Genomic DNA, 18663 nt, shown 5'->3' on the forward strand with positions numbered 1-18663 from the left:
CCAGCGATGGCGGGGTATCAGACAAACCGCCATCGCTGGCCTCGTAACCTCGGTGAGCTCCTACAGGACTGGGTTCAATCTGGCAGGCTGCCTATCAACCGCGATTCCGATCAACCGCAAAGCCTGCCCAGGTCTGACTGACCGGCATCAATTCCAGGCTATTGATATTCACGTGTGCCGGGGTGTTCATGATCCAGAAGATGGTCTCTGCGATGTCCTGCGGCTGGATCGCTTCCGCGCCTGCATAGGTCGCGTCGTATTTGCTCTGATCACCACCGAAGCGCACCAGCGAGAACTCGCTTTCGCACAGACCCGGCTCAAGGTTGGTGACGCGCACGCCGGTGCCGATCAGATCGTTACGCAGGTTGAGCGAGAACTGACCGACGAATGCTTTGGTGCCGCCGTAAACGTTGCCGCCCGGGTACGGATAGTTACCGGCCACCGAACCCACGTTAACGATACTGGCACCGCGACCGTGAGCGATCAGGCGCGAGAGCAGCAGGCGCGTGCTGTAGACCAGACCTTTAATGTTGGTGTCGATCATGGTGTCCCAGTCATCCAGGCTGCACTGGGGTGCTGGATCAATGCCCAGAGCCAGGCCGGCGTTGTTGATCAAACCCTGAATGGTCGCGAACTCGGCGGGCAGGCTTTCAATAGCTGCTTCCATGGCCGCGCGGTCACGCACGTCGAGCACCAGCGTGTGCACTTTGGTCTGCTTGGACAATTCGGCGCTGAGGGCATTGAGACGCTCTTCACGGCGACCGGTCAGCACAAGCGACCAGCCCGCTTGTGCGAAGCGGCGGGCACAGGCTTCGCCAAAACCTGAAGTAGCGCCAGTAATGAACACAGTGGAAGTCATTTCATTCTCCTGAAGTACCGCACTTGAGTGCAGCCCGGTTGATAACAATCGATAAACAAGGCCAGCAGAATGCCCGCCCAGACAGGTCACGAGCAAGTCTGTGGATAAAACATTGCATGCACTGTACAAAAAACAACCAGAAATCTCCGGGCCAGGCGTAGCATGGCTCAAACGGGGTTTTACCCACGTTATCCACAGCCAGGCCCACAATATCCGTGGGCAACTGTTTTTTGTGCAGGCCGCGGTTTACGGGGGCTGAAGGACCGCGACAAAGGTTTTTTGCTTGACGCCATCATCGCCTCGTGTAAAGCGCCTGAAACATAGGTAACGGGAAAATTCTCCGGCATTGCCTTCAGCCTATGTCCACTACCGGTTTGCGAACTATTTCCAACGCTTGCCCACAGACTTATCCACAGGGTGGAGGCGCAGAATAACTGTATGAAAAACCAGCCCCCAAGTCGTTGACAAAAGGGCCAGAAGCAGACTGAAAAATCGCTGATCAAAATTTAACCACTAGCCTGCAGGCCAAGTAGAACAAGGCCTGCAGCCAAATGCTCCCACGTTATTCACAGGCAGTTCCACAGTAAACCTGAACAAGTCAAAAGCGTGACAAAACAAGCATTTGCAGCGGCTTTATGTCGCGGTTTGGCGGCCCGTCAAAATTGTTTTCCACAATTGGCCAAGCACTGTTCTGCGAAGGACATCAGATCAACAGCAGGCCGTCAGATTTGACCTCGTTCAACACAAAAAACGTTCGCACCTGACGCACTCCGGGCAGCGCAATAATCTTCGTATTGTGCAGGTGATTGAATGCCGGCAGATCACGGACTCTGATCTTCATGAAGTAATCCACATCGCCCGCGACCAGCCAGCACTCCAGCACCTGCTGCAACTCACGGGCCGCCGCCTCGAAGGTTGCGAAGCTCTCAGGGGTCGACCGATCCAGGACCACGCCGATAAGCACAACAGTGCCTTGCTGCACTGCGTTGGGGTCGATCTGGGCACGCACGCTTTTGATGATGCCGTTTTCGTACAGGCGCTTGGTGTGGTTCCAGCATGCAGTAGTACTGAGCCCGACCTTCCTGGCGAGATCAGCATTGCTGATTCGTCCATCAATCTGCAACGCACGCAGGATCTTGCGCTCTTGCACCGTCATTTCCGGCGTTTGCAGCTGATCTTTCATCGTCCGCTGACCTCCCTTGGCACACTTGAAATAGACGGAGTGAGCAACGCTCATGCGCAAATCGTGCCGGGGCATGAACAAACACCCATCCAAGGGCGCAAATGATGAATGTTCATCCGCCGAGCCTTTTCAACAGGTACGACGTTCCGATCAGGAGGCCTAAATACGTAGGAAACCCCGTCAGACTTTGAGTAGTTTAGGACTGAGAAAACGTGCCTACTCAAGCCGCCAGGAGCGCTGTCATGCTTGGAATATCGGAGTCTGCAGTCTGGGTGAAAGCGCCCTCCCCGGAAGTCGGGGTGGTGATAGTCACGCGCGCCGGACTACCCGGTTACATCAGCGAACGCCTGCGCAGTGCGATAGATGATTGGGATCAGGTCGCCTACCTGCACGTCAAACAAGCTCATGAGTTTCTTGAGGACTGGCTTCGGGCAGAATCGACCCAGCCCGCACCAAACCTGGACACTCAGTGCCATGCCAGTCAACTGCTGCGCTCGGTATCCAAAGGTTGTTATTTACTGGATATAGAAGAAAGTCTCTCACCCCAACTCACGTGGCTGGGCTCTGTGTACGGCCACAAATTGCATGTGGTAAGGCTTGGGGAGTCGGAGTTATCAACAGCCGCGATGGATCAGCAGGTTGAAGAGATTCTGGCGAAGGTCAGCACGTTGGCAAAGAGCATTCTGGAGGAGCGGTTTATTGGGGTCTGATACCAGGCCCCCAAGCGCCACACACCTGCTGGCGCCTATCAAACAAATGCAATTTCCGAGTTGACACAAGTCCTGTAGGAGCTTACCGAGGTTACGAGGCGAGCGATGGCGGAGTGGCAGACAAACCGCCATCGCTGGCCTCGTAACCTCGGTGAGCTCCTACAGGTCAAGTATCGACCGCTACAGACTAATCAACCATTACGGAAGATGAAGCTGTAAGCACTCAACGCAGGCACACCACCCAAGTGGGCGTAGAGTACTTTCGAGCCTTCCGGGAATTCGCCGTTGCGGACCATTTCGATCATGCCGTGCATCGACTTGCCTTCATACACAGGGTCAGTCAGTACGCCTTCGGTTCGAGCGCACAGGCGGATTGCTTCAAGGGTACCTTCGTTCGGCAGACCATATTCCGGATAAGCGAAACGCGTATCGAGGATGACGTCCTCTTCGGTAATGTCCTGCCCCAGTTCCACGAGCTTCGCGGTGTTTTGTGCGATGCGCAGAACCTGCGCCTTGGTCTTTTCCGGCTTGGCTGACGCATCGATACCAATCACCCGGCGTGCGCGACCATCCGCAGCGAAGCCCACCAGCATGCCCGCGTGGGTGCTGCCGGTTACCGAGCAGACCACGATGTAGTCGAACTTGAAGCCCAGCTCTTTCTCCTGCTCGCGGACTTCTTCGGCGAAGCCAACAAAGCCCAGTCCGCCGTAAGGATGTTCGGAACAACCAGCAGGAATCGGGAAAGGCTTGCCGCCGCTTTCCTCAACGTCCGACATGGCTTTTTCCCAACTCGGACGAATGCCAATGTCGAATCCGGCCGCGTCCAGGCGCACATCAGCGCCCATGATTCGCGACATCTCGATGTTGCCGACCCGGTCATACACCGCATCGGAATAGTTGACCCAGTTCTCCTGAACCAGCACGCACTTCATGCCCAAGTGAGCCGCTACGGCAGCCACCTGGCGCGTCTGGTTGGATTGAATACCGCCGATGGACACCAGCGTGTCGCAGCCCTGCTCCAGCGCTTCTGGAATGAGGTACTCAAGCTTGCGGGTTTTGTTACCACCGAAGGCCAGACCGCTGTTGCAGTCTTCACGCTTGGCATACAGATCGACCTTGCCACCCAGGTGCGCACTGAGTCGCTTGAGAGGCGTGATGGGCGAAGGACCAAACGTCAAAGGGTAGCGCTTGAATTTGCTCAGATTCATAACAGGGCTCCTTGATATTGAGAGTATCCAGGCACGTTCTGCAGTGCTTGCGATGAACTCAATGTTAAGGAAACAAGCAAAAAAACGGGTTGCAAACTTAAGGCTATTTTCGGCTATTTATTAATCCGCTGGAGATTTAACTTAATTAAATTGTTAGGATTATCTTAATAACGCAATAAAAGATCACTACCAAAATGACTATCAGCGCAGACGCCAGCAGTACCGACCGAATTGACCGGGCCATCCTCAAAGCCCTGCAAAAAGACGCCTCGATCTCTAACGTCGCGCTGGCGGAAAAGGTCAAGCTCAGTGCCCCGGCTTGCTTGCGACGAGTCGAACGCCTGAAGCAGGCAGGGCTGATCAAGAAGATTGTGGCGGTGCTGGATTACGAAGCGCTGGATGCGGGGATGGTGGTGATCATTGGGGTAGTGCTGGATCGCTCGACGCCGGAGTCATTCTCGGCCTTCGAGACCGCTGCGCAGAAAATCTCGGGCTGTATGGAGCTGCATGTGGTGACGGGGGAATTCGACTACTTGATGATGCTGCGTACTCGCGACAGCCAGAGTTTCAACCGACTGCACGCCGAGCAGTTGCTGTATCTGCCCGGCGTGCGCCAGATTCGCTCGTTTATGGGGCTGCGTTCGGTGCTGTCTACGACGATGATTCCGTTGTAACGGGGGCTTGAGAGCCACCCCTGCTCCGCAGAAATACACCGGTGTCTATGGCTCCACACTGTCTCCCGGCAAACATAGGACCTGTAGGAGCCGCCGAAGGCTGCGATCGCGGTGTACCAGAAGAATTGCTTCGCAGCCTTCGGCAGCTCCTACAGGAATTGCATTTCAATCCAGTAGTTTGCATGTTGTTTGATGAGAGCAATCATCATCGCATCTGGTTAATGCCCGCCCAGATACGCATTACGCACCTCTTCATTCACCAGCAACTCCTGCCCTGTGCCGCTCAGGCGAATCTCGCCGTTGACCATCACATACGCCCGGTCCGACAGCTTCAGCGCGTGGTTGGCGTTTTGCTCGACGAGGAAGATGGTCATGCCGGTGGCCGCCAGTTCGCGCAGAGTGGCGAAGATCTGTTTGACGATGATGGGTGCCAGGCCCAGGCTCGGCTCATCGAGCAACAGCAACTTCGGGCGACTCATCAAGGCTCGTGCAATAGCGAGCATTTGCTGCTCGCCCCCGGACATGGTCATGGCCCGCTGATTACGTCGTTCCTTGAGACGCGGAAACAGTTCGAACATGCGCTGCATGTCTTCAGCCGAATGTTTATCGCCAATCGGGATGGTGCCCATCATCAGGTTCTCCTCGACTGACATGTCGGGGAAAACCCGGCGTCCTTCAGGCGATTGCGCGATGCCGTTGGACGCAATGTAGTGGGACGACTTCTGAGTGATGTCGGTGCCCTGATAAATAATCTGCCCGGCTGCCGCCCGTGGCTGCCCAAAAATCGACATCAGCAGCGTGGATTTGCCCGCACCGTTGGAGCCGATCAAGCTGACGGTCTCGCCTTCATTGATGTGCAACGAGACTTTTTTCAGGGCCTGAATCGGCCCGTAAAACACATCGATCTCTTTCATTTCGAGGATCGGCGTACTCATACCAGTTCCTCTTCATCAGCGCCCAGATACGCCGCGATCACTTTCGGATCGTTGCGAATCTGTTCAGGCCCACCGGTGGCAATCACGTTGCCATGGTCGAGCACCACAATATCGTCGGAAATACCCATGACCATGCCCATGTCGTGTTCGATCAACACAATCGTCATGTCATGCTCGTCACGCAGCAGGCGGATCATGCCGCTCAGCGCCTCGGTTTCCTGCGGGTTGAGGCCCGCTGCGGGTTCGTCCAGGCAAATCACCTGCGGCCGGGTGCACATAGCGCGGGCGATCTCCAGACGGCGTTGTTGACCGTAGGAAAGCTCACCCGCCAGGCGATTCGCACAATCAACCAGGTCGACCACTTCCAGCCAATAGAACGCCGTATTGATAGCGACTTCTTCAGCCTCGCGATAACCCTTGGTATTGAGGATGCCTGCCAACAGATTACGGTTGACCCACATGTGCTGAGCGACCAGCAGGTTTTCCAGTACCGACATTTCCTTGAACAGGCGAATGTTCTGGAACGTCCGCGCCAGCCCTGCCCGATTCACCAGATGCGTGCCGCCAAACATTTTGTAGTAGAGGCGACTGAGGAAGCTTTTCGGCGAGACAAAATCTGTGCCCTTGAACGGTTCACCCAGCAGCTTGATCACGTTGGTGGTCGTGCCGCGGGTGTGTAATTCAATGCGCCCGCCAGTGGCTTTATAGAAACCGGTCAGGCAGTTGAAGACCGTGGTTTTGCCCGCGCCGTTAGGGCCGATCAGGGCGAAAATCGAATTGCGTCGCACTTGAATGCTGACGTCGCTGAGCGCCTTGATGCCGCCGAAGTGCATCATCAGGTGCTCAACCGAAAGAACGATGTCGTTGCTCATGGCGCAACCCCCTTGCGTGGAGTAACCCCGGTACGTGAGACGCGAATCAGGCCGCGTGGTCGCCAGATCATCATCAGCACCATCAGGATCCCCAGCAGCAGTACCCGGTACTCGGCGAAGCTGCGCAGTAATTCAGGAGTGATCGTGAGCACAAACGCGGCAATCACCACGCCAATGGTCGACCCCATGCCGCCGAGCACGACAATGGCCAGAATCAAAGCCGATTCAATAAAGGTGAACGAAGTCGGGTTGATGAAGCTCTGCTGACTGGCGAAGAAAACACCTGCCAGCCCCGCAGTCGAGGCACCGATGGTGAAGGCAGAGAGCTTGACCAAAACATGATTCAGCCCCATGGAGCGACAAGCAATTTCGTCTTCCCGCAGCGCTTCCCATGCACGCCCGATTGGCATGCGGGTCAAGCGATGCTTGATGTACAGCACCGCCAGCACGACCAATACCAACACCGCGTAGATGAAGATGAATTTGAGATTGCCGTTGTACTCAAACCCGAAGTACTCATGGATAGGTATCCCGCCATCTTTGGCTCGACGACCAAACTCAAGCCCAAAGATCGTTGGAGAAGGCACCGCGACGCCATTAGGGCCACCGGTGAAGGAAAGCCAGTTGGTCAGGACCAGGCGAATGATCTCGCCAAAGCCCAAGGTCACGATAGCCAGGTAATCACCGTGCATGCGCAACACCGGGAACCCGAGTATGCAACCCGCCAACGCTGCCGCGATGGCTGCCAGCGGCAACGCTGACCAGAACCCCAGGCCCAGATACTGGTAGCCCAGCGCCAGACCATAAGCACCGATGGCGTAGAACGCCACATAACCCAGATCAAGCAGACCCGCCAGACCAACCACGATGTTCAGGCCCAGGCCCAATAACACGTAGATAAGCCCAAGGATGATGATCCCGAGAATGTAATTGTTGGCAAATACCGGAAAGATCACGGCAATCAGCGCCATTAGCGGAATCACCCAGATCAGCTTGCTGCGGTGATCAGGTGACTGCACGTGTACGCCGGAGCCGGCACTTTCAAAGCTTTCGCCAATGGCGATACCTTTAGGCGTTTGCAGCAACAAACTCAAGATGAAGCGCCCGACCATCACAATCGCTACCAGCCACGCCACGCGAGTCGGGTGAAGGTTGAAGCTGTAGCCGTCGAGTACGACGCCGACAACGGGTCCGAACACAACCAAAGCCAGCAAACCGGCAAATACTGCGTCGATCAGGCTTTTCTTGATACTGATGGGTTTTGTAGGAGCAGACATATTTATACCTTCGCCACGAGTGGGCGACCCAGCAGGCCTTGAGGACGGAAAATCAGGATCAGTACCAACAGGCCGAAACTGAACACGTCTTTGTAATCAGAATTGATCAGACCGGCGAATTGCGACTCCGCAACACCCAGGATCAACCCGCCCAGCATCGCCCCCGGCAGCGAACCGATGCCGCCCAGCACCGCAGCCGTGAACGCCTTGATACCAATGACGAAGCCCGCATAAAAGTCGAAAGTGCCGTAGTTCATGGTGATCAGCACACCGGCCAATGCGGCCATGGCTGCGCCGATGATGAACACGTAGGAAATCACCCGATCGGTATTGATGCCCAGAATGGATGCCATTTTGCGATCCTGTTGGGTCGCGCGGCACATCCGGCCCAGCTTGGTGTACTTGATGATGTAGGTCAGTACGCCCATGCCGACAAACGCAGCAATCAGGATGAATAACTTGGTGTAGGTGATCTGCACAAAGCCGCTGCCGACCTCAAAGCGCCAAGCGCCTTCGAGTAGTGTGGGCACACCTTGCTGTTTCGCTCCCTGACTGATTTGCGCATAGTTCTGCAGCACAAACGAAATGCCGATGGCGCTGATCAGGGGAGCAAGGCGTGTCGAGTTACGCAGTGGTTTGTAAGCCACACGCTCGATCACGAAGCCATAAACGCCGGTCACCACAATGGTGAAGATCAGCGTGCCGAGAATGAGGAAAGGGAAAGACTCCAGACCAAAAAATGAAAGGACGGCCAGGCCGATGGCGGCCAGGTACGCGGAGATCATATACACGTCGCCGTGGGCGAAGTTGATCATGCCGATGATGCCGTAGACCATCGTGTAACCGATGGCGATCAAACCGTAGACCGACCCGAGGGTCAGACCGTTGATCATTTGCTGCAGGAAAATACCGTCCATCACGCACGCTCACGAACTTGAAAGGCTGCTGATGCCGGCCTACGGTTCCCTTGTGAGGAGCAGCAGGCCGTCACCCAGTAGCTGACAGAAGAACTTCGGGGTTCGCGACCTTGCGCCCCCATTACCAAGACGCGCGAGTACCGTGAAGGCACACGCGCGGCTATGCGTTTTGCTTACTTCTGTTTTTCAAGCTGGTGGTATTTACCGTCTTTGTCCCACTGGTAAACCACGTAGTCGGAAACCTTGAGGTCACCTTTGGAATCCCAGGCTTTCTCGCCCATTACGGTTTTAACGGGGTGAGCTTTGAGCCACTTGCTGGCGTCTTCGCCCTTGTTGGATTTGGCGCCATTGAAGCCAGCGGCCAGGGCCTGAACCGAAGCGTAGGCATACAGGGTGTAGCCTTCGGGCTCGTAGCCGGACTTGCGGAACTCATCCACGACAGCCTTGCTGTCTGGCAGTACGCGTGGGTCAGCGCCGAAGGTCATGTACACGCCATCAACGTATTGCGCGCCGCCAGCGGTGGTAACCAGTTCGTCGGTCACGATGCCGTCATCGGACATGAACTTGACGTCTTTCAGACCTTGCTCACGCATCTGACGAACCAGAGGACCGGCTTCCGGGTGCAGGCCGCCGAAGTAGACGACGTCTGCGCCGACAGAGCGGATTTTGGTAACCAGGGCGCTGAAGTCTTTCTCGCCACGCGTCAGGCCTTCTTCAAGAACCGGCTTCACGCCGCGAGCGGTGAGCTGCTTGGCGGTCGCATCAGCCAGGCCTTTGCCGTAAGTGTCTTTGTCGTTGATGACGGCGATTTTCTTGCCTTTCAGGACATCGACAATGTAGTCGCCCGCCACGATACCTTGCTGGTCATCGCGACCGCACATGCGGAACATGGCGGTCAGGCCGCGCTCGGTAACAGTAGGGTTGGTTGAACCTGGAGTAATCGCGATGATGCCTGCTTCGTCATAAACTTCCGATGCCGGGATCGTCGAGGAGGAGCAGAAGTGACCAACAACGCCAGCAACTTTGTCTGAAGCCGCTTTGTTAGCGACCGCAACGGCTTGCTTAGGCTCGCAAGCATCGTCATAAGCGGTCAATACGATCTTTTCCCCGTTAACGCCACCAGCCTTGTTGATCGCGTCGGCAGCTGCTTGAGCGCCTTTCATGTATTGCTGACCAAACGATGCGTTGGCGCCAGTCATTGGCCCCGCGACGCCGATTTTTACATCAGCCTGAGCAAACGAAGACACGCCGAATGCAGTAGCGACTGCAAGTGCAAGAAAGCCTTTTCTGTAAAACGTCTGCGACATGAGTGGTGCTCCTGAGATTTTTTTGATTAGCACTGCAACTACGCAGTTGCTCTGAGCAAGTGGCGTGCCATTCGTTTTTTATTCTGATGAAACTCATGGATTTGTTGCGTTAGGCCCGGCTAGAGCCTTGCACTACGGCGCATGCAACCCTCTACATCAAGCAATGTGCAACCTTTGAATAAAAAGGTGCAACCACCGCCAAAATAGGTAGCAACCTACGCATCAAGCCACGTACAACCTTGCTGTAACAGCATGCGTCACCTAACTGCACACCGGCGGTGCGCTGGCGCTACGGGACGCACCAATTGAGGTTAGTGGAGGATATGAGCTACTGCGGAAAATCGCATCTCTTGGCTGCCCCTATCCTGTAGGAGCTCACCGAGATTACGAGGCCAGCGATGGCGATGTGTCAGAAATATCGCCATCGCTGGCCTCGTAATCTCGGTGAGCTCCTATAGGGATTGCGTTGTGCGAAGCCAGGCCTCAGTCGAACGTAATGCCCTGCGCCAGCGGCAGTTCCAGCGAGTAGTTCACGGTCGCTGTCTGGCGACGCATGTAGGCGCGCCACGAATCGGAGCCGGACTCACGACCGCCACCGGTTTCTTTCTCACCCCCGAATGCGCCGCCGATTTCAGCACCGCTCGGGCCGATGTTGACGTTGGCGATACCGCAATCGCTGCCCAGCGCCGACATGAACTGCTCAGCCTCGCGCACATCCGTGGTGAAAATGCACGACGACAGACCTTGCGGCACGGCGTTGTTCAAACGCAGCGCTTCGTTGAAATCTTCGTAGCCAACAACGTACAGAATCGGCGCAAAGGTTTCGTCGCGAACGACATCGCTCTGCTCTGGCATCTCAACGATGGCTGGAGACACGTAATAGGCATTGGGGAATTTATCTTCCAGCTGACGCTTGCCGCCAAACACCTTGCCGCCTTCGCTCGTTGCCTGCTCCAGCGCGTCCTGCATGGCCTGATAGCTGTGCTTGTCGATCAGCGGACCTATCAGATTGCCTTCCAGCGGGTGACCAATCCGGATTTTCTCGTAAGCGGTTTTCAGACGCGAAACGATCTCGGCCTTCACCGACTCATGGGCGATCAAACGACGCAGGCTTGTGCAGCGCTGTCCGGCAGTCCCTACAGCGCTGAACAGGATGGCGCGTACGGCGAGATCCAGGTCGGCTGTCGGGCTGAGAATCATGGCGTTGTTACCGCCCAGTTCGAGGATGCTGCGAGCGAAACGCGCGGCGACTTTTGGAGCCACTTCACGCCCCATTCGGGTGCTGCCCGTTGCACTGATCAGAGCCACACGCGGATCATCGACCAGCGCCTCACCCGCATCACGACCACCTATGACCACCTGTGCCAGATACTTCGGCGCATCGGCGAAGTTAGCCGCAACTTTGTCGAACAGCGCCTGACACGCCAGACCGGTCAACGGCGTTTTCTCCGACGGCTTCCATATCACCGAGTTGCCGCACACCAGCGCCAACGCGGTATTCCACGACCAGACCGCAACCGGGAAGTTGAACGCACTGATCACGCCAACCACGCCCAGCGGATGCCAGGTTTCACGCATGTGGTGGCCTGGACGCTCGGAGGCGATAGTCAAGCCGTACAACTGGCGAGACAGGCCGACGGCGAAGTCGCAGATATCGATCATTTCCTGCACTTCACCCAGACCTTCCTGAGTGATCTTGCCAGCCTCCCAGGAAACCAGCTCCCCCAGATCAGCCTTGTGCTTGCGCAGCGCTTCACCGAACAGGCGAATCAGCTCACCGCGACGCGGGGCCGGTACTTTGCGCCACGCCTGGAACGCAGCGTCGGCACGTGTGACCTGCTGCTCGACTTCGGCAGCACCTTCCCAACTCACTGCGCCAATTCGGCTGCCGTCGATGGGGGTGTGAACAGGCTGGTCGCCCTTCTGGTACAGCGCGGGGTCGACACCGAGGCGGGTTAGCAGGTCGGTAAGCATGTTCTCTCCTGATTTCGGGAATGCTGAAATAACGGTAAATCTTCAGGCTCTAGTAATAACTGGCCTTAACGCCATCAACAAACGACCATTAGGCGAGATATCATTCCTTTTATTCATGCTCGCAGTATCAAGATCGGAAAAGGCTAGAACATGCTCAACAGACGCCACCTGCCGTCCATCACAGCGTTGCAATGCTTCGAAGCGGTCACCCGGCATTTGAGCTTCACGCGCGCTGCCGAGGAACTGAACCTCACGCAAAGTGCGGTCAGCAAGCAAGTGGCGCAGCTTGAGGAATTAGTCCAGCACTTACTGTTCCGCCGCGTGCGTCGCCGTTTGCAGTTGACCCCGGCGGGCGCGCTGTATCTGGGCGAAGTGCGCAAGATTCTGAGCCAGATGGAGATGTCCACCCACTTCCTGCGCTCCTATGGCGGCGAGACCGAAGTGCTGCGGGTCTCTACACCCTCGACCTTCGGCGCACGCTGGCTGGTGCCGCGCTTGAAAGGCTGGCGTCTGCGCCACCCGCATATCCATCTGGATGTGGTCAACGAGCAGGAAAACGACGACCTGATTCAAAGCCGCTGCGATTTCACGTTTTACTTCGGCCAGGGCGCACGGCCGGGAGCGGAGAGTATTCGCTTGTTTGGGGAAGAACTGGTGCCCGTCTGCGCACCGAGCGCCCTACCCGCGACGCCGTTTACCGATCCGACGCAATTGGCCGATCTGGTCCTGCTGCAAAACGCCAATCGTCCGCAAGGCTGGCATGACTGGTTCGACAGTCAGGGCTATCACACCGAACACAGCTACCACGGGCCGCGCTTCGAAACGTTCTACATGTGCATTCGGGCTGCACAAGTCGGCTGCGGCGTCGCCTTGCTGCCGCGCTTTCTGGTGGAAGAAGAACTGGCCGACGGCAAGCTGGTCATCCCTTGGCAACACGCTTTGCCGAGCAGCGACGCGTACTACATGGCCTACCCGGAGCATGCGGCTGAAGTGCCGAAGATCAGGGATTTTGCCAAGTGGATGCTGGAGCAGTTGGGGGAAAAGTAAACGCAATCTCCGTAGGAGCGCACAAGCACCGCGAGGCCGCGATAGCGTTGTATCAAGCAGGACGCCATCGCGGCCTCGCGGTGCTCGTGCGCTCCTACAGAAAAGGTTCAGATATTCATTCCATATTTGAAGAGCCGCCCCGGTGTTCATGAGATTGCGCTGTCTCGCGGCAACCAGCACCCCACCAAATCCTGACGCCAGCATTACGGCTGCTTCCACCCACCAAATAGTTTTTTATGGCTGTGTGCTGCTCCGGCGTTGAACCTATATTCCAGCAACCTTGGGTAGAAGCTTTCGCGTCTGCATGTCGATCGCTCCGTAGTTTCCTGACTTGATCTCCTGACAGGTGACGCTATGGCGACAACTCATATTGCAGAGGCAAACTCCCAGACCTGGCTCAATGACAGGCATCTGACGGTTATCCTGCTCGTGCTGCCAGTGATGCTGATGACGCTGGCGATCCTGATCAACAACCACGGGATGTTCATCTACACGCTGGACGATCCCTACATTCACCTCGCGCTGGCCAAACAAATGTTCAGCGGCCATTACGGTATCAATCCAGGCGAGTTTTCGGCGCCGTCCTCAAGCATTCTCTGGCCATTCCTGCTCGCACCTTTTGCCGTTTTTGGTAGCGGGATGGTCTTCGCGCCGTTCTTCCTGAATGTGATTTTTGCGCTCCTGACTATCGGTCCGCTTATCAAGTTGCTCGACGGTTTGCACCCGATCAGCAAAGTTTTCATTCTCGGCGGTTTCTTCCTTGCCACTAATCTCTATGGTCTGATTTTCGCAGGGATGGAGCACACGCTGCAGGTCTATCTTGTGACCTTGATAGCCTGCGCGGTGGTGAAAAGGGAGTTTGGCCAGATAGCCATAACTCCCCTGACCGTCTACGTCGCGCTGATTTTATTGCCACTGGTGCGCTATGAAGGACTGGCCGTTTCGCTGCCTGTGCTGGCTTATCTGTTCTGGCATGGCGAACGACGCGCGACAGTCGTCAGCGCAGCCCTCATCGGTGCGCTGGTCATCGCGTTCTCACTGTTTCTCAGTCATCTGGGGCTGGGCTATATACCTTCTTCCGTGCAGGCAAAAACCGGTACTGGGCTGGCCGCACTGTTCTTCAACGTCACCAATCAGCTCGACGCCTATGGCTGGGTCTTGCTCGCCCAGTTGTTCGTGTGCGTGCTGTTCTTCGACAGAAAGCCGCTGATTCTTATGCTGCTTACAGTGGCCGCACTGCACACGCTGTTTGGTCGGTCCGGGCAAGGCCGTTATGAAGCCTATTGGCTAACCTTTGTTGGCGTGTTCGTGATTTACGCCTGTGTCACGCGCATGAGTGAGCGTTACATGACTGCGCTGTTCGCCATGCTACCGGTTGCCTTTGCGATTCCCGTGTACACGACGCTGCGGGTGCCTCTTTCCTCGGCAGCGATTTATAACCAGCAGTATTCCAGCGCAGAGATTGTCCGGGCATTGGGCGAACCGGTTGCCGTCAATGACTTGGGCCTGGTGGCACTCAATGGCAATCAATACATCCTGGATTTGTGGGGACTGGGCAGCATCCAGGCGCTGCACTATCGGAAGACGCGCAACGACGTTGACTGGATGACAACCCTGATGGACGAGAAACACGTGCATTACGCGTTTGTTTACAACGAGTGGTTCCCCGAAAGGCCGAAGAACTGGATTGAAGTGGCAGAGATGCGCCTGACCATCCCTCGCGCCTCGGCCGCAGCATCCAGCGTTTTTTACTACGCCACGGACGAAGAATCAGCGAAAAAGCTCAAGGCCGTAATGGAGCGATTTCGTGATGAAACACCCAACGGGAAATTCACTCTGAGTTTTCCGGTGGTTGCGGCGGCGCGCTGAGACCGCATTTACAGATCGCACTTCCATTCAGGTACTTCGGATTCCTGATGCTGCCGCGCGACGAACGATGGATCTGTAGGAGCGCACGAGCACCGCGAGGCCGCGATAGCGTACTCCCTGATACACCGCCATCGCGGCCTCGCGGTGCTCGTGCGCTCCTACAGGTCAGCTAGCCATTTCATGCTTGATAAGGGCTGTCGAAGGCTGCGAAATCAATACATCTGAAACACATCAATCGCGGCCTTCGGCAGTTCCACGAACTCCCCCGCCAAAGAAAACTGCCCCTATTCCGCCTCGGCTGGCATTATGTCGGGCATTATCAACAACAAGCTCAATGAGCGCTCGATGGCTCTGCCACGGGACGCCCGTGACCACTTGATTCATTTTTGTTTGGCCGCGTCTGGCGGCCGGTCCTGCTGGAGCGACCCAATGAGCGAAAGCGCTTTCTCCAATCGCATCGTGCAAAACCTGCTCGACACCGATCTGTACAAACTGAGCATGATGCAGGCGGTATTGCACAACTACCCCAACGTCGACGTTGAGTGGGAGTTCCGCTGCCGTAATGGTGAGGAATTGCGCCCTTACCTGGGTGAAATCCAGCAACAAATCCAGAAACTGTGCGAACTGTCACTGGCGGCTCCGGAGCTGAACTTCCTGGAACGCATCAACTTCATGAAGCCAGACTTCCTGAGGTTTCTTGGCTTGTTCCGCTTCAACACCCGCTACGTCAAAACCACTATTGAAAATGATGAGCTGTGCATTCGCCTGCAGGGGCCATGGCTGCATGTGATCCTCTTCGAGGTACCCGTGCTCGCGATCGTCAGCGAGGTGCGCAACCGCCATCGTCATCCTGAGATTCTGCTCAGCCAGGCGCGAGATCAGCTTTATCGCAAGTTCGACTGGCTCGCCGCCAACGCTGATGCTGACGAATTGGCCCAACTCAAGGTCGCGGACTTCGGCACCCGTCGGCGTTTTTCCTACCGCGTTCAGGAAGAAGTCGTCGACGTGCTCAAGCGTGACTTCCCTGGCCAGTTCGTCGGCACCAGTAATGTGCAACTGGCACGCAAGTTTGACCTGAAACCGTTGGGCACCATGGCCCACGAATGGATCATGGCTCATCAACAGCTCGGGCCGCGCCTGATCGACAGTCAGAGCGCCGCGCTTGACTGTTGGGTGCATGAATACCGGGGTTTGCTGGGGATTGCCCTGACAGACTGCATCACCACCGATGCCTTCCTGCGGGACTTCGATCTGTATTTCGCCAAACTCTTCGACGGTCTGCGCCATGACTCCGGCGATCCGGTGAAGTGGGCCGAAAAATGCATCTCGCACTATCAGAAGCTGGGCATTGACCCTATGAGCAAGACGCTGGTGTTCTCTGACGGCCTGACTTTACCCAAGGCGTTGGAAATATTTCGTGCGTTGCGCGGTCGCATCAATGTCAGTTTCGGAATAGGCACTAACCTGACCGCAGACATACCGGGCGTTGAACCCATGAGTATCGTCCTGAAAATGACCGCCTGCGCCGGACAGCCCGTCGCGAAAATTTCCGACGAGCCCGGCAAGACGCAATGCAAGGACCCCAATTTCGTCTCGTACCTGCGACATGTGTTCAAAGTGGCGGATTAATCCGCAAACAGAATCCGTCGCCTCCATCCTTACCAAGGAGTGAATCATGCAAGCCGTACAGCTCCAGATTGCTGAGCAGCTCAAGGTCCAACCACCTTTCGCCGACGAAAACGCACTTCAGGCCGAGGTCGCCCGGCGTATCGTTTTCATTCAGGACTGCCTGACCAACGCCCGACTCAAAACCCTTGTATTGGGCATCAGCGGCGGGGTGGACTCATTGACCGCGGGGTTGCTGGCTCAGCGCGCCGTTGAAGAACTGCGGTCCACAACCGGTGACGAAAGCTACCAATTTATCGCTGTACGCTTGCCTTACCTCGTCCAGCATGACGAACACGAAGCTCAGGCGTCGGTGGACTTCATCAATCCGGACATACGCCACACGGTGAACATCGGCGGCGCGGTAAAAGCGATGGCGAGCGAGATCAAGGCGTTCGAAGGTCAGCATGCCAGCGCTGTGGATTTCGTACTCGGCAACACCAAAGCGCGCATGCGCATGGTCGCGCAGTACACCATCGCTGGCGCTCATCAGGGCCTGGTGATCGGGACCGATCATGCAGCGGAAGCCGTGATGGGATTCTTCACCAAATTTGGCGACGGCGCTTGTGACCTCGCACCACTGAGCGGGCTGGTAAAAAACCAGGTTCGCGCTATTGCCCGCCACTTCGGTGCGCCGGAGTCGCTGGTTGAGAAAGTGCCGACAGCAGACCTGGAAGACCTGATGCCAGGCAAGCCGGACGAAGCGTCACACGGCGTGACTTACGCTGAGATCGACGCCTTCCTGCATGGTGAGCCAGTGCGTGAAGAAGCGTTCAAGATCATTTGCGACACCTACGCCAAAACCCAGCACAAGCGGGAATTGCCGTACGCGCCTTGATGCGGGCGAGGCCCCTGCAGGAGTGAACTTGTTCGCGAGGCGTGTTACCTGACACACCGCCTCGCAAACAAGTTATCAAACAACATGCAATCCAGTGGACTGAAATGCATTTTCTGTAGGAGCTGCCGAAGGCTGCGAAGCATTTCTCCTGATACTCCGCGATCGCAGCCTTCGGCAGCTCCTATAGGTCCAATCCTTGCCGCAAGACAGCGCGGCACCATGGACCGGGGTGCTCTTGAGGGAACGCTTACTTCAGCGTCACAGTGCCCTTCATCATGCTGATGTGGCCTGGGAACGAGCAGAAGAAGCCATACTTTTCAGCCGGATCCAGCTTCGACACATCGAAGGTCACCGAATCCGTCTCGCCAGCGCCAATCACTTTGGTGTGCGCGATGATGCGAGCGTCGCCTTCTTTCAGGTACTGCTTGTCGATACCTGCACCCAGGCCATCAGTAGCGATAGCCTGCATGTCTGCTTCTTTGCTCAGCACCCAGTTATGGCCCATGACGTTCTTTGGCAGGCTGCCGGAATGCGTGAGGTTGACCGTGAAGGTCTTGCAGCTTTTATCGATTTCAACGGCCTTGGTCTTGAAGGACATCTGATCGGTGGAGTCGACAGTCGTACTGCACTCTGCCGCCAGCAAATGCCCGCTGGCCAATGTCAGCAGGGATACAGCAACAAGCTTGCGAATCATGGGGAATCTCCAAGGCTGGGTATTTTGTTAATTACAGCAAGACTGCCTGATAAGTCGCCAGGTTCCAATGACCTGCGTCAACAAGGCTCAGTGGCAATCAGCTATCGGAGCCATCGAAACAATCTACGAGCGCTATGTCGGTCGCCCGCGCAAGATGCCTCATCGCCACTTTTCAGGAAGATCATCATGCAGCTCAACAGTCTTTTCCGTAGTTTGCTCGCGGCTTACGCTTGCGGTGCCACCGGCAGCTATGCAGAGGAATCAAACCGGGTTTAATGACGACTTAAAGACGAAAAGCCGCACTTGGGAATTAAGGCTTTGGACCGGAGGACATACAACGCCGTGTGCCCGACGCCTTTCTCAGGCAGAATGACGCCATTAATCGCCTTAAAAGAGGATCGCCCATGGCTAAACCTAACTACTCCTTCGCGAAACGTCAGCGAGATCTGGCTAAAGAGCAGAAGAAAGAGGAAAAGCTACAGCGCAAAAATGCTGCCCTGGCCGAAACCAGTACTGAAGGCGAGACCGAGGCATCTGACGCGACCGATGAAGCTGCGCCAGTGGAACAGACCAGCACTGACGACAAGCCAGCTAGCTGAAATACTTTCTTGTTGGCGAAGCGGCGTGTCAGTTC

General features: G+C 56.2%; 17 protein-coding genes. 7 read left to right on the forward strand and 10 right to left on the reverse strand.

The features are described from left to right. Window positions 1–94: 94 nt before the first annotated feature. Both AUC60_RS16790 and AUC60_RS16795 read right to left on the reverse strand, forming a co-directional pair. Window positions 95–859, reverse strand: a complete 765-nt coding sequence (locus AUC60_RS16790; protein ID WP_087269792.1) for an SDR family oxidoreductase — start codon at window positions 857–859, stop codon at window positions 95–97. Between the two features lie 703 nt (window positions 860–1562). After that, on the reverse strand, window positions 1563–2042 hold the full coding sequence (locus AUC60_RS16795; protein ID WP_087269795.1) for an Lrp/AsnC family transcriptional regulator: 480 nt from the start codon (window positions 2040–2042) through the stop codon (window positions 1563–1565). A 242-nt stretch (window positions 2043–2284) separates the two neighbouring features. Here AUC60_RS16795 and AUC60_RS16800 point away from each other — a divergent pair, with 242 nt between their 5' ends. Then, window positions 2285–2752, forward strand: a complete 468-nt coding sequence (locus AUC60_RS16800; RefSeq protein ID WP_087269798.1) for a transketolase — start codon at window positions 2285–2287, stop codon at window positions 2750–2752. 191 nt (window positions 2753–2943) lie between these two features. Here AUC60_RS16800 and AUC60_RS16805 read toward each other — a convergent pair whose 3' ends face one another. Further along, complete coding sequence (locus AUC60_RS16805) at window positions 2944–3960, reverse strand: 1-aminocyclopropane-1-carboxylate deaminase (protein ID WP_087269801.1); 1017 nt, start codon at window positions 3958–3960, stop codon at window positions 2944–2946. Between the two features lie 194 nt (window positions 3961–4154). Here AUC60_RS16805 and AUC60_RS16810 point away from each other — a divergent pair, with 194 nt between their 5' ends. Further along, window positions 4155–4634, forward strand: coding sequence for an Lrp/AsnC family transcriptional regulator (locus AUC60_RS16810; RefSeq protein ID WP_087269804.1), 480 nt, complete (start codon window positions 4155–4157; stop codon window positions 4632–4634). 218 nt (window positions 4635–4852) lie between these two features. Here the strand turns inward: AUC60_RS16810 and AUC60_RS16815 are convergent, their stop codons facing one another. The 6 genes from AUC60_RS16815 to amaB form a co-directional block, all read right to left on the reverse strand. Continuing rightward, window positions 4853–5569 carry an ABC transporter ATP-binding protein gene (locus AUC60_RS16815; RefSeq protein ID WP_087269807.1) on the reverse strand — a complete coding sequence of 239 codons (717 nt, stop codon included), beginning with the start codon at window positions 5567–5569 and terminating at the stop codon, window positions 4853–4855. Then, window positions 5566–6441 carry an ABC transporter ATP-binding protein gene (locus AUC60_RS16820; RefSeq protein WP_087269810.1) on the reverse strand — a complete coding sequence of 292 codons (876 nt, stop codon included), beginning with the start codon at window positions 6439–6441 and terminating at the stop codon, window positions 5566–5568. The genes AUC60_RS16815 and AUC60_RS16820 overlap by 4 nt, the downstream gene beginning before the upstream one ends. Continuing rightward, window positions 6438–7718, reverse strand: coding sequence for a high-affinity branched-chain amino acid ABC transporter permease LivM (gene livM / locus AUC60_RS16825; protein WP_087269813.1), 1281 nt, complete (start codon window positions 7716–7718; stop codon window positions 6438–6440). Before livM ends, AUC60_RS16820 begins: the two co-directional genes overlap by 4 nt. A 2-nt stretch (window positions 7719–7720) precedes the next feature. After that, complete coding sequence (locus tag AUC60_RS16830; protein ID WP_087269816.1) at window positions 7721–8635, reverse strand: ABC transporter permease subunit; 915 nt, start codon at window positions 8633–8635, stop codon at window positions 7721–7723. Between the two features lie 173 nt (window positions 8636–8808). After that, the gene (locus AUC60_RS16835; protein ID WP_087269819.1) at window positions 8809–9942 is read right to left on the reverse strand and encodes a branched-chain amino acid ABC transporter substrate-binding protein; all 1134 of its coding nucleotides are present in this window, start codon (window positions 9940–9942) and stop codon (window positions 8809–8811) included. 483 nt (window positions 9943–10425) lie between these two features. Beyond that, window positions 10426–11916, reverse strand: coding sequence for an L-piperidine-6-carboxylate dehydrogenase (amaB, locus tag AUC60_RS16840; RefSeq protein ID WP_087269822.1), 1491 nt, complete (start codon window positions 11914–11916; stop codon window positions 10426–10428). 150 nt (window positions 11917–12066) lie between these two features. Here amaB and AUC60_RS16845 point away from each other — a divergent pair, with 150 nt between their 5' ends. From AUC60_RS16845 to nadE, 4 genes are all read left to right on the forward strand, one after another. Beyond that, on the forward strand, window positions 12067–12963 hold the full coding sequence (locus AUC60_RS16845) for a LysR family transcriptional regulator (RefSeq protein ID WP_087269825.1): 897 nt from the start codon (window positions 12067–12069) through the stop codon (window positions 12961–12963). A 354-nt stretch (window positions 12964–13317) separates the two neighbouring features. Next, the gene (locus AUC60_RS16850; RefSeq protein WP_087269828.1) at window positions 13318–14832 is read left to right on the forward strand and encodes a hypothetical protein; all 1515 of its coding nucleotides are present in this window, start codon (window positions 13318–13320) and stop codon (window positions 14830–14832) included. Between the two features lie 429 nt (window positions 14833–15261). Beyond that, the gene (gene pncB, locus AUC60_RS16855) at window positions 15262–16461 is read left to right on the forward strand and encodes a nicotinate phosphoribosyltransferase (protein ID WP_087270025.1); all 1200 of its coding nucleotides are present in this window, start codon (window positions 15262–15264) and stop codon (window positions 16459–16461) included. A gap of 46 nt (window positions 16462–16507) precedes the next feature. After that, window positions 16508–17335 (forward strand): ammonia-dependent NAD(+) synthetase, encoded by an 828-nt coding sequence (gene nadE, locus AUC60_RS16860; RefSeq protein WP_087269831.1) that lies wholly within the window; start codon window positions 16508–16510, stop codon window positions 17333–17335. A gap of 247 nt (window positions 17336–17582) precedes the next feature. On the opposite strand, the gene azu is transcribed toward nadE, so the two are convergent. After that, complete coding sequence (gene azu, locus AUC60_RS16865; protein WP_087269834.1) at window positions 17583–18029, reverse strand: azurin; 447 nt, start codon at window positions 18027–18029, stop codon at window positions 17583–17585. A 404-nt stretch (window positions 18030–18433) separates the two neighbouring features. On the opposite strand from azu, the gene AUC60_RS16870 reads away from it, so the two are divergent. Further along, window positions 18434–18628, forward strand: coding sequence for a hypothetical protein (locus tag AUC60_RS16870; RefSeq protein WP_087269837.1), 195 nt, complete (start codon window positions 18434–18436; stop codon window positions 18626–18628). The last annotated feature ends 35 nt before the right edge of the window (window positions 18629–18663 follow it).

The organism is Pseudomonas caspiana (assembly GCF_002158995.1).
Lineage (GTDB): Bacteria > Pseudomonadota > Gammaproteobacteria > Pseudomonadales > Pseudomonadaceae > Aquipseudomonas > Aquipseudomonas caspiana.

Excerpts from the sequence above, each read along its gene's own strand:
- pncB (WP_087270025.1), top strand. The coding sequence starts at position 15,262 with ATGAGCGAAAGCGCTTTCTCCAATCGCATCGTGCAAAACCTGCTCGAC.
- amaB (WP_087269822.1), bottom strand. The coding sequence starts at position 11,916 with ATGCTTACCGACCTGCTAACCCGCCTCGGTGTCGACCCCGCGCTGTAC.
- AUC60_RS16835 (WP_087269819.1), bottom strand. The coding sequence starts at position 9,942 with ATGTCGCAGACGTTTTACAGAAAAGGCTTTCTTGCACTTGCAGTCGCT.
- AUC60_RS16850 (WP_087269828.1), top strand. The coding sequence starts at position 13,318 with ATGGCGACAACTCATATTGCAGAGGCAAACTCCCAGACCTGGCTCAAT.
- AUC60_RS16845 (WP_087269825.1), top strand. The coding sequence starts at position 12,067 with ATGCTCAACAGACGCCACCTGCCGTCCATCACAGCGTTGCAATGCTTC.
- AUC60_RS16790 (WP_087269792.1), bottom strand. The coding sequence starts at position 859 with ATGACTTCCACTGTGTTCATTACTGGCGCTACTTCAGGTTTTGGCGAA.
- AUC60_RS16815 (WP_087269807.1), bottom strand. The coding sequence starts at position 5,569 with ATGAGTACGCCGATCCTCGAAATGAAAGAGATCGATGTGTTTTACGGG.
- AUC60_RS16830 (WP_087269816.1), bottom strand. The coding sequence starts at position 8,635 with ATGGACGGTATTTTCCTGCAGCAAATGATCAACGGTCTGACCCTCGGG.
- AUC60_RS16870 (WP_087269837.1), top strand. The coding sequence starts at position 18,434 with ATGGCTAAACCTAACTACTCCTTCGCGAAACGTCAGCGAGATCTGGCT.
- AUC60_RS16795 (WP_087269795.1), bottom strand. The coding sequence starts at position 2,042 with ATGAAAGATCAGCTGCAAACGCCGGAAATGACGGTGCAAGAGCGCAAG.
- livM (WP_087269813.1), bottom strand. The coding sequence starts at position 7,718 with ATGTCTGCTCCTACAAAACCCATCAGTATCAAGAAAAGCCTGATCGAC.
- azu (WP_087269834.1), bottom strand. The coding sequence starts at position 18,029 with ATGATTCGCAAGCTTGTTGCTGTATCCCTGCTGACATTGGCCAGCGGG.
- AUC60_RS16810 (WP_087269804.1), top strand. The coding sequence starts at position 4,155 with ATGACTATCAGCGCAGACGCCAGCAGTACCGACCGAATTGACCGGGCC.
- AUC60_RS16805 (WP_087269801.1), bottom strand. The coding sequence starts at position 3,960 with ATGAATCTGAGCAAATTCAAGCGCTACCCTTTGACGTTTGGTCCTTCG.
- AUC60_RS16820 (WP_087269810.1), bottom strand. The coding sequence starts at position 6,441 with ATGAGCAACGACATCGTTCTTTCGGTTGAGCACCTGATGATGCACTTC.
- AUC60_RS16800 (WP_087269798.1), top strand. The coding sequence starts at position 2,285 with ATGCTTGGAATATCGGAGTCTGCAGTCTGGGTGAAAGCGCCCTCCCCG.
- nadE (WP_087269831.1), top strand. The coding sequence starts at position 16,508 with ATGCAAGCCGTACAGCTCCAGATTGCTGAGCAGCTCAAGGTCCAACCA.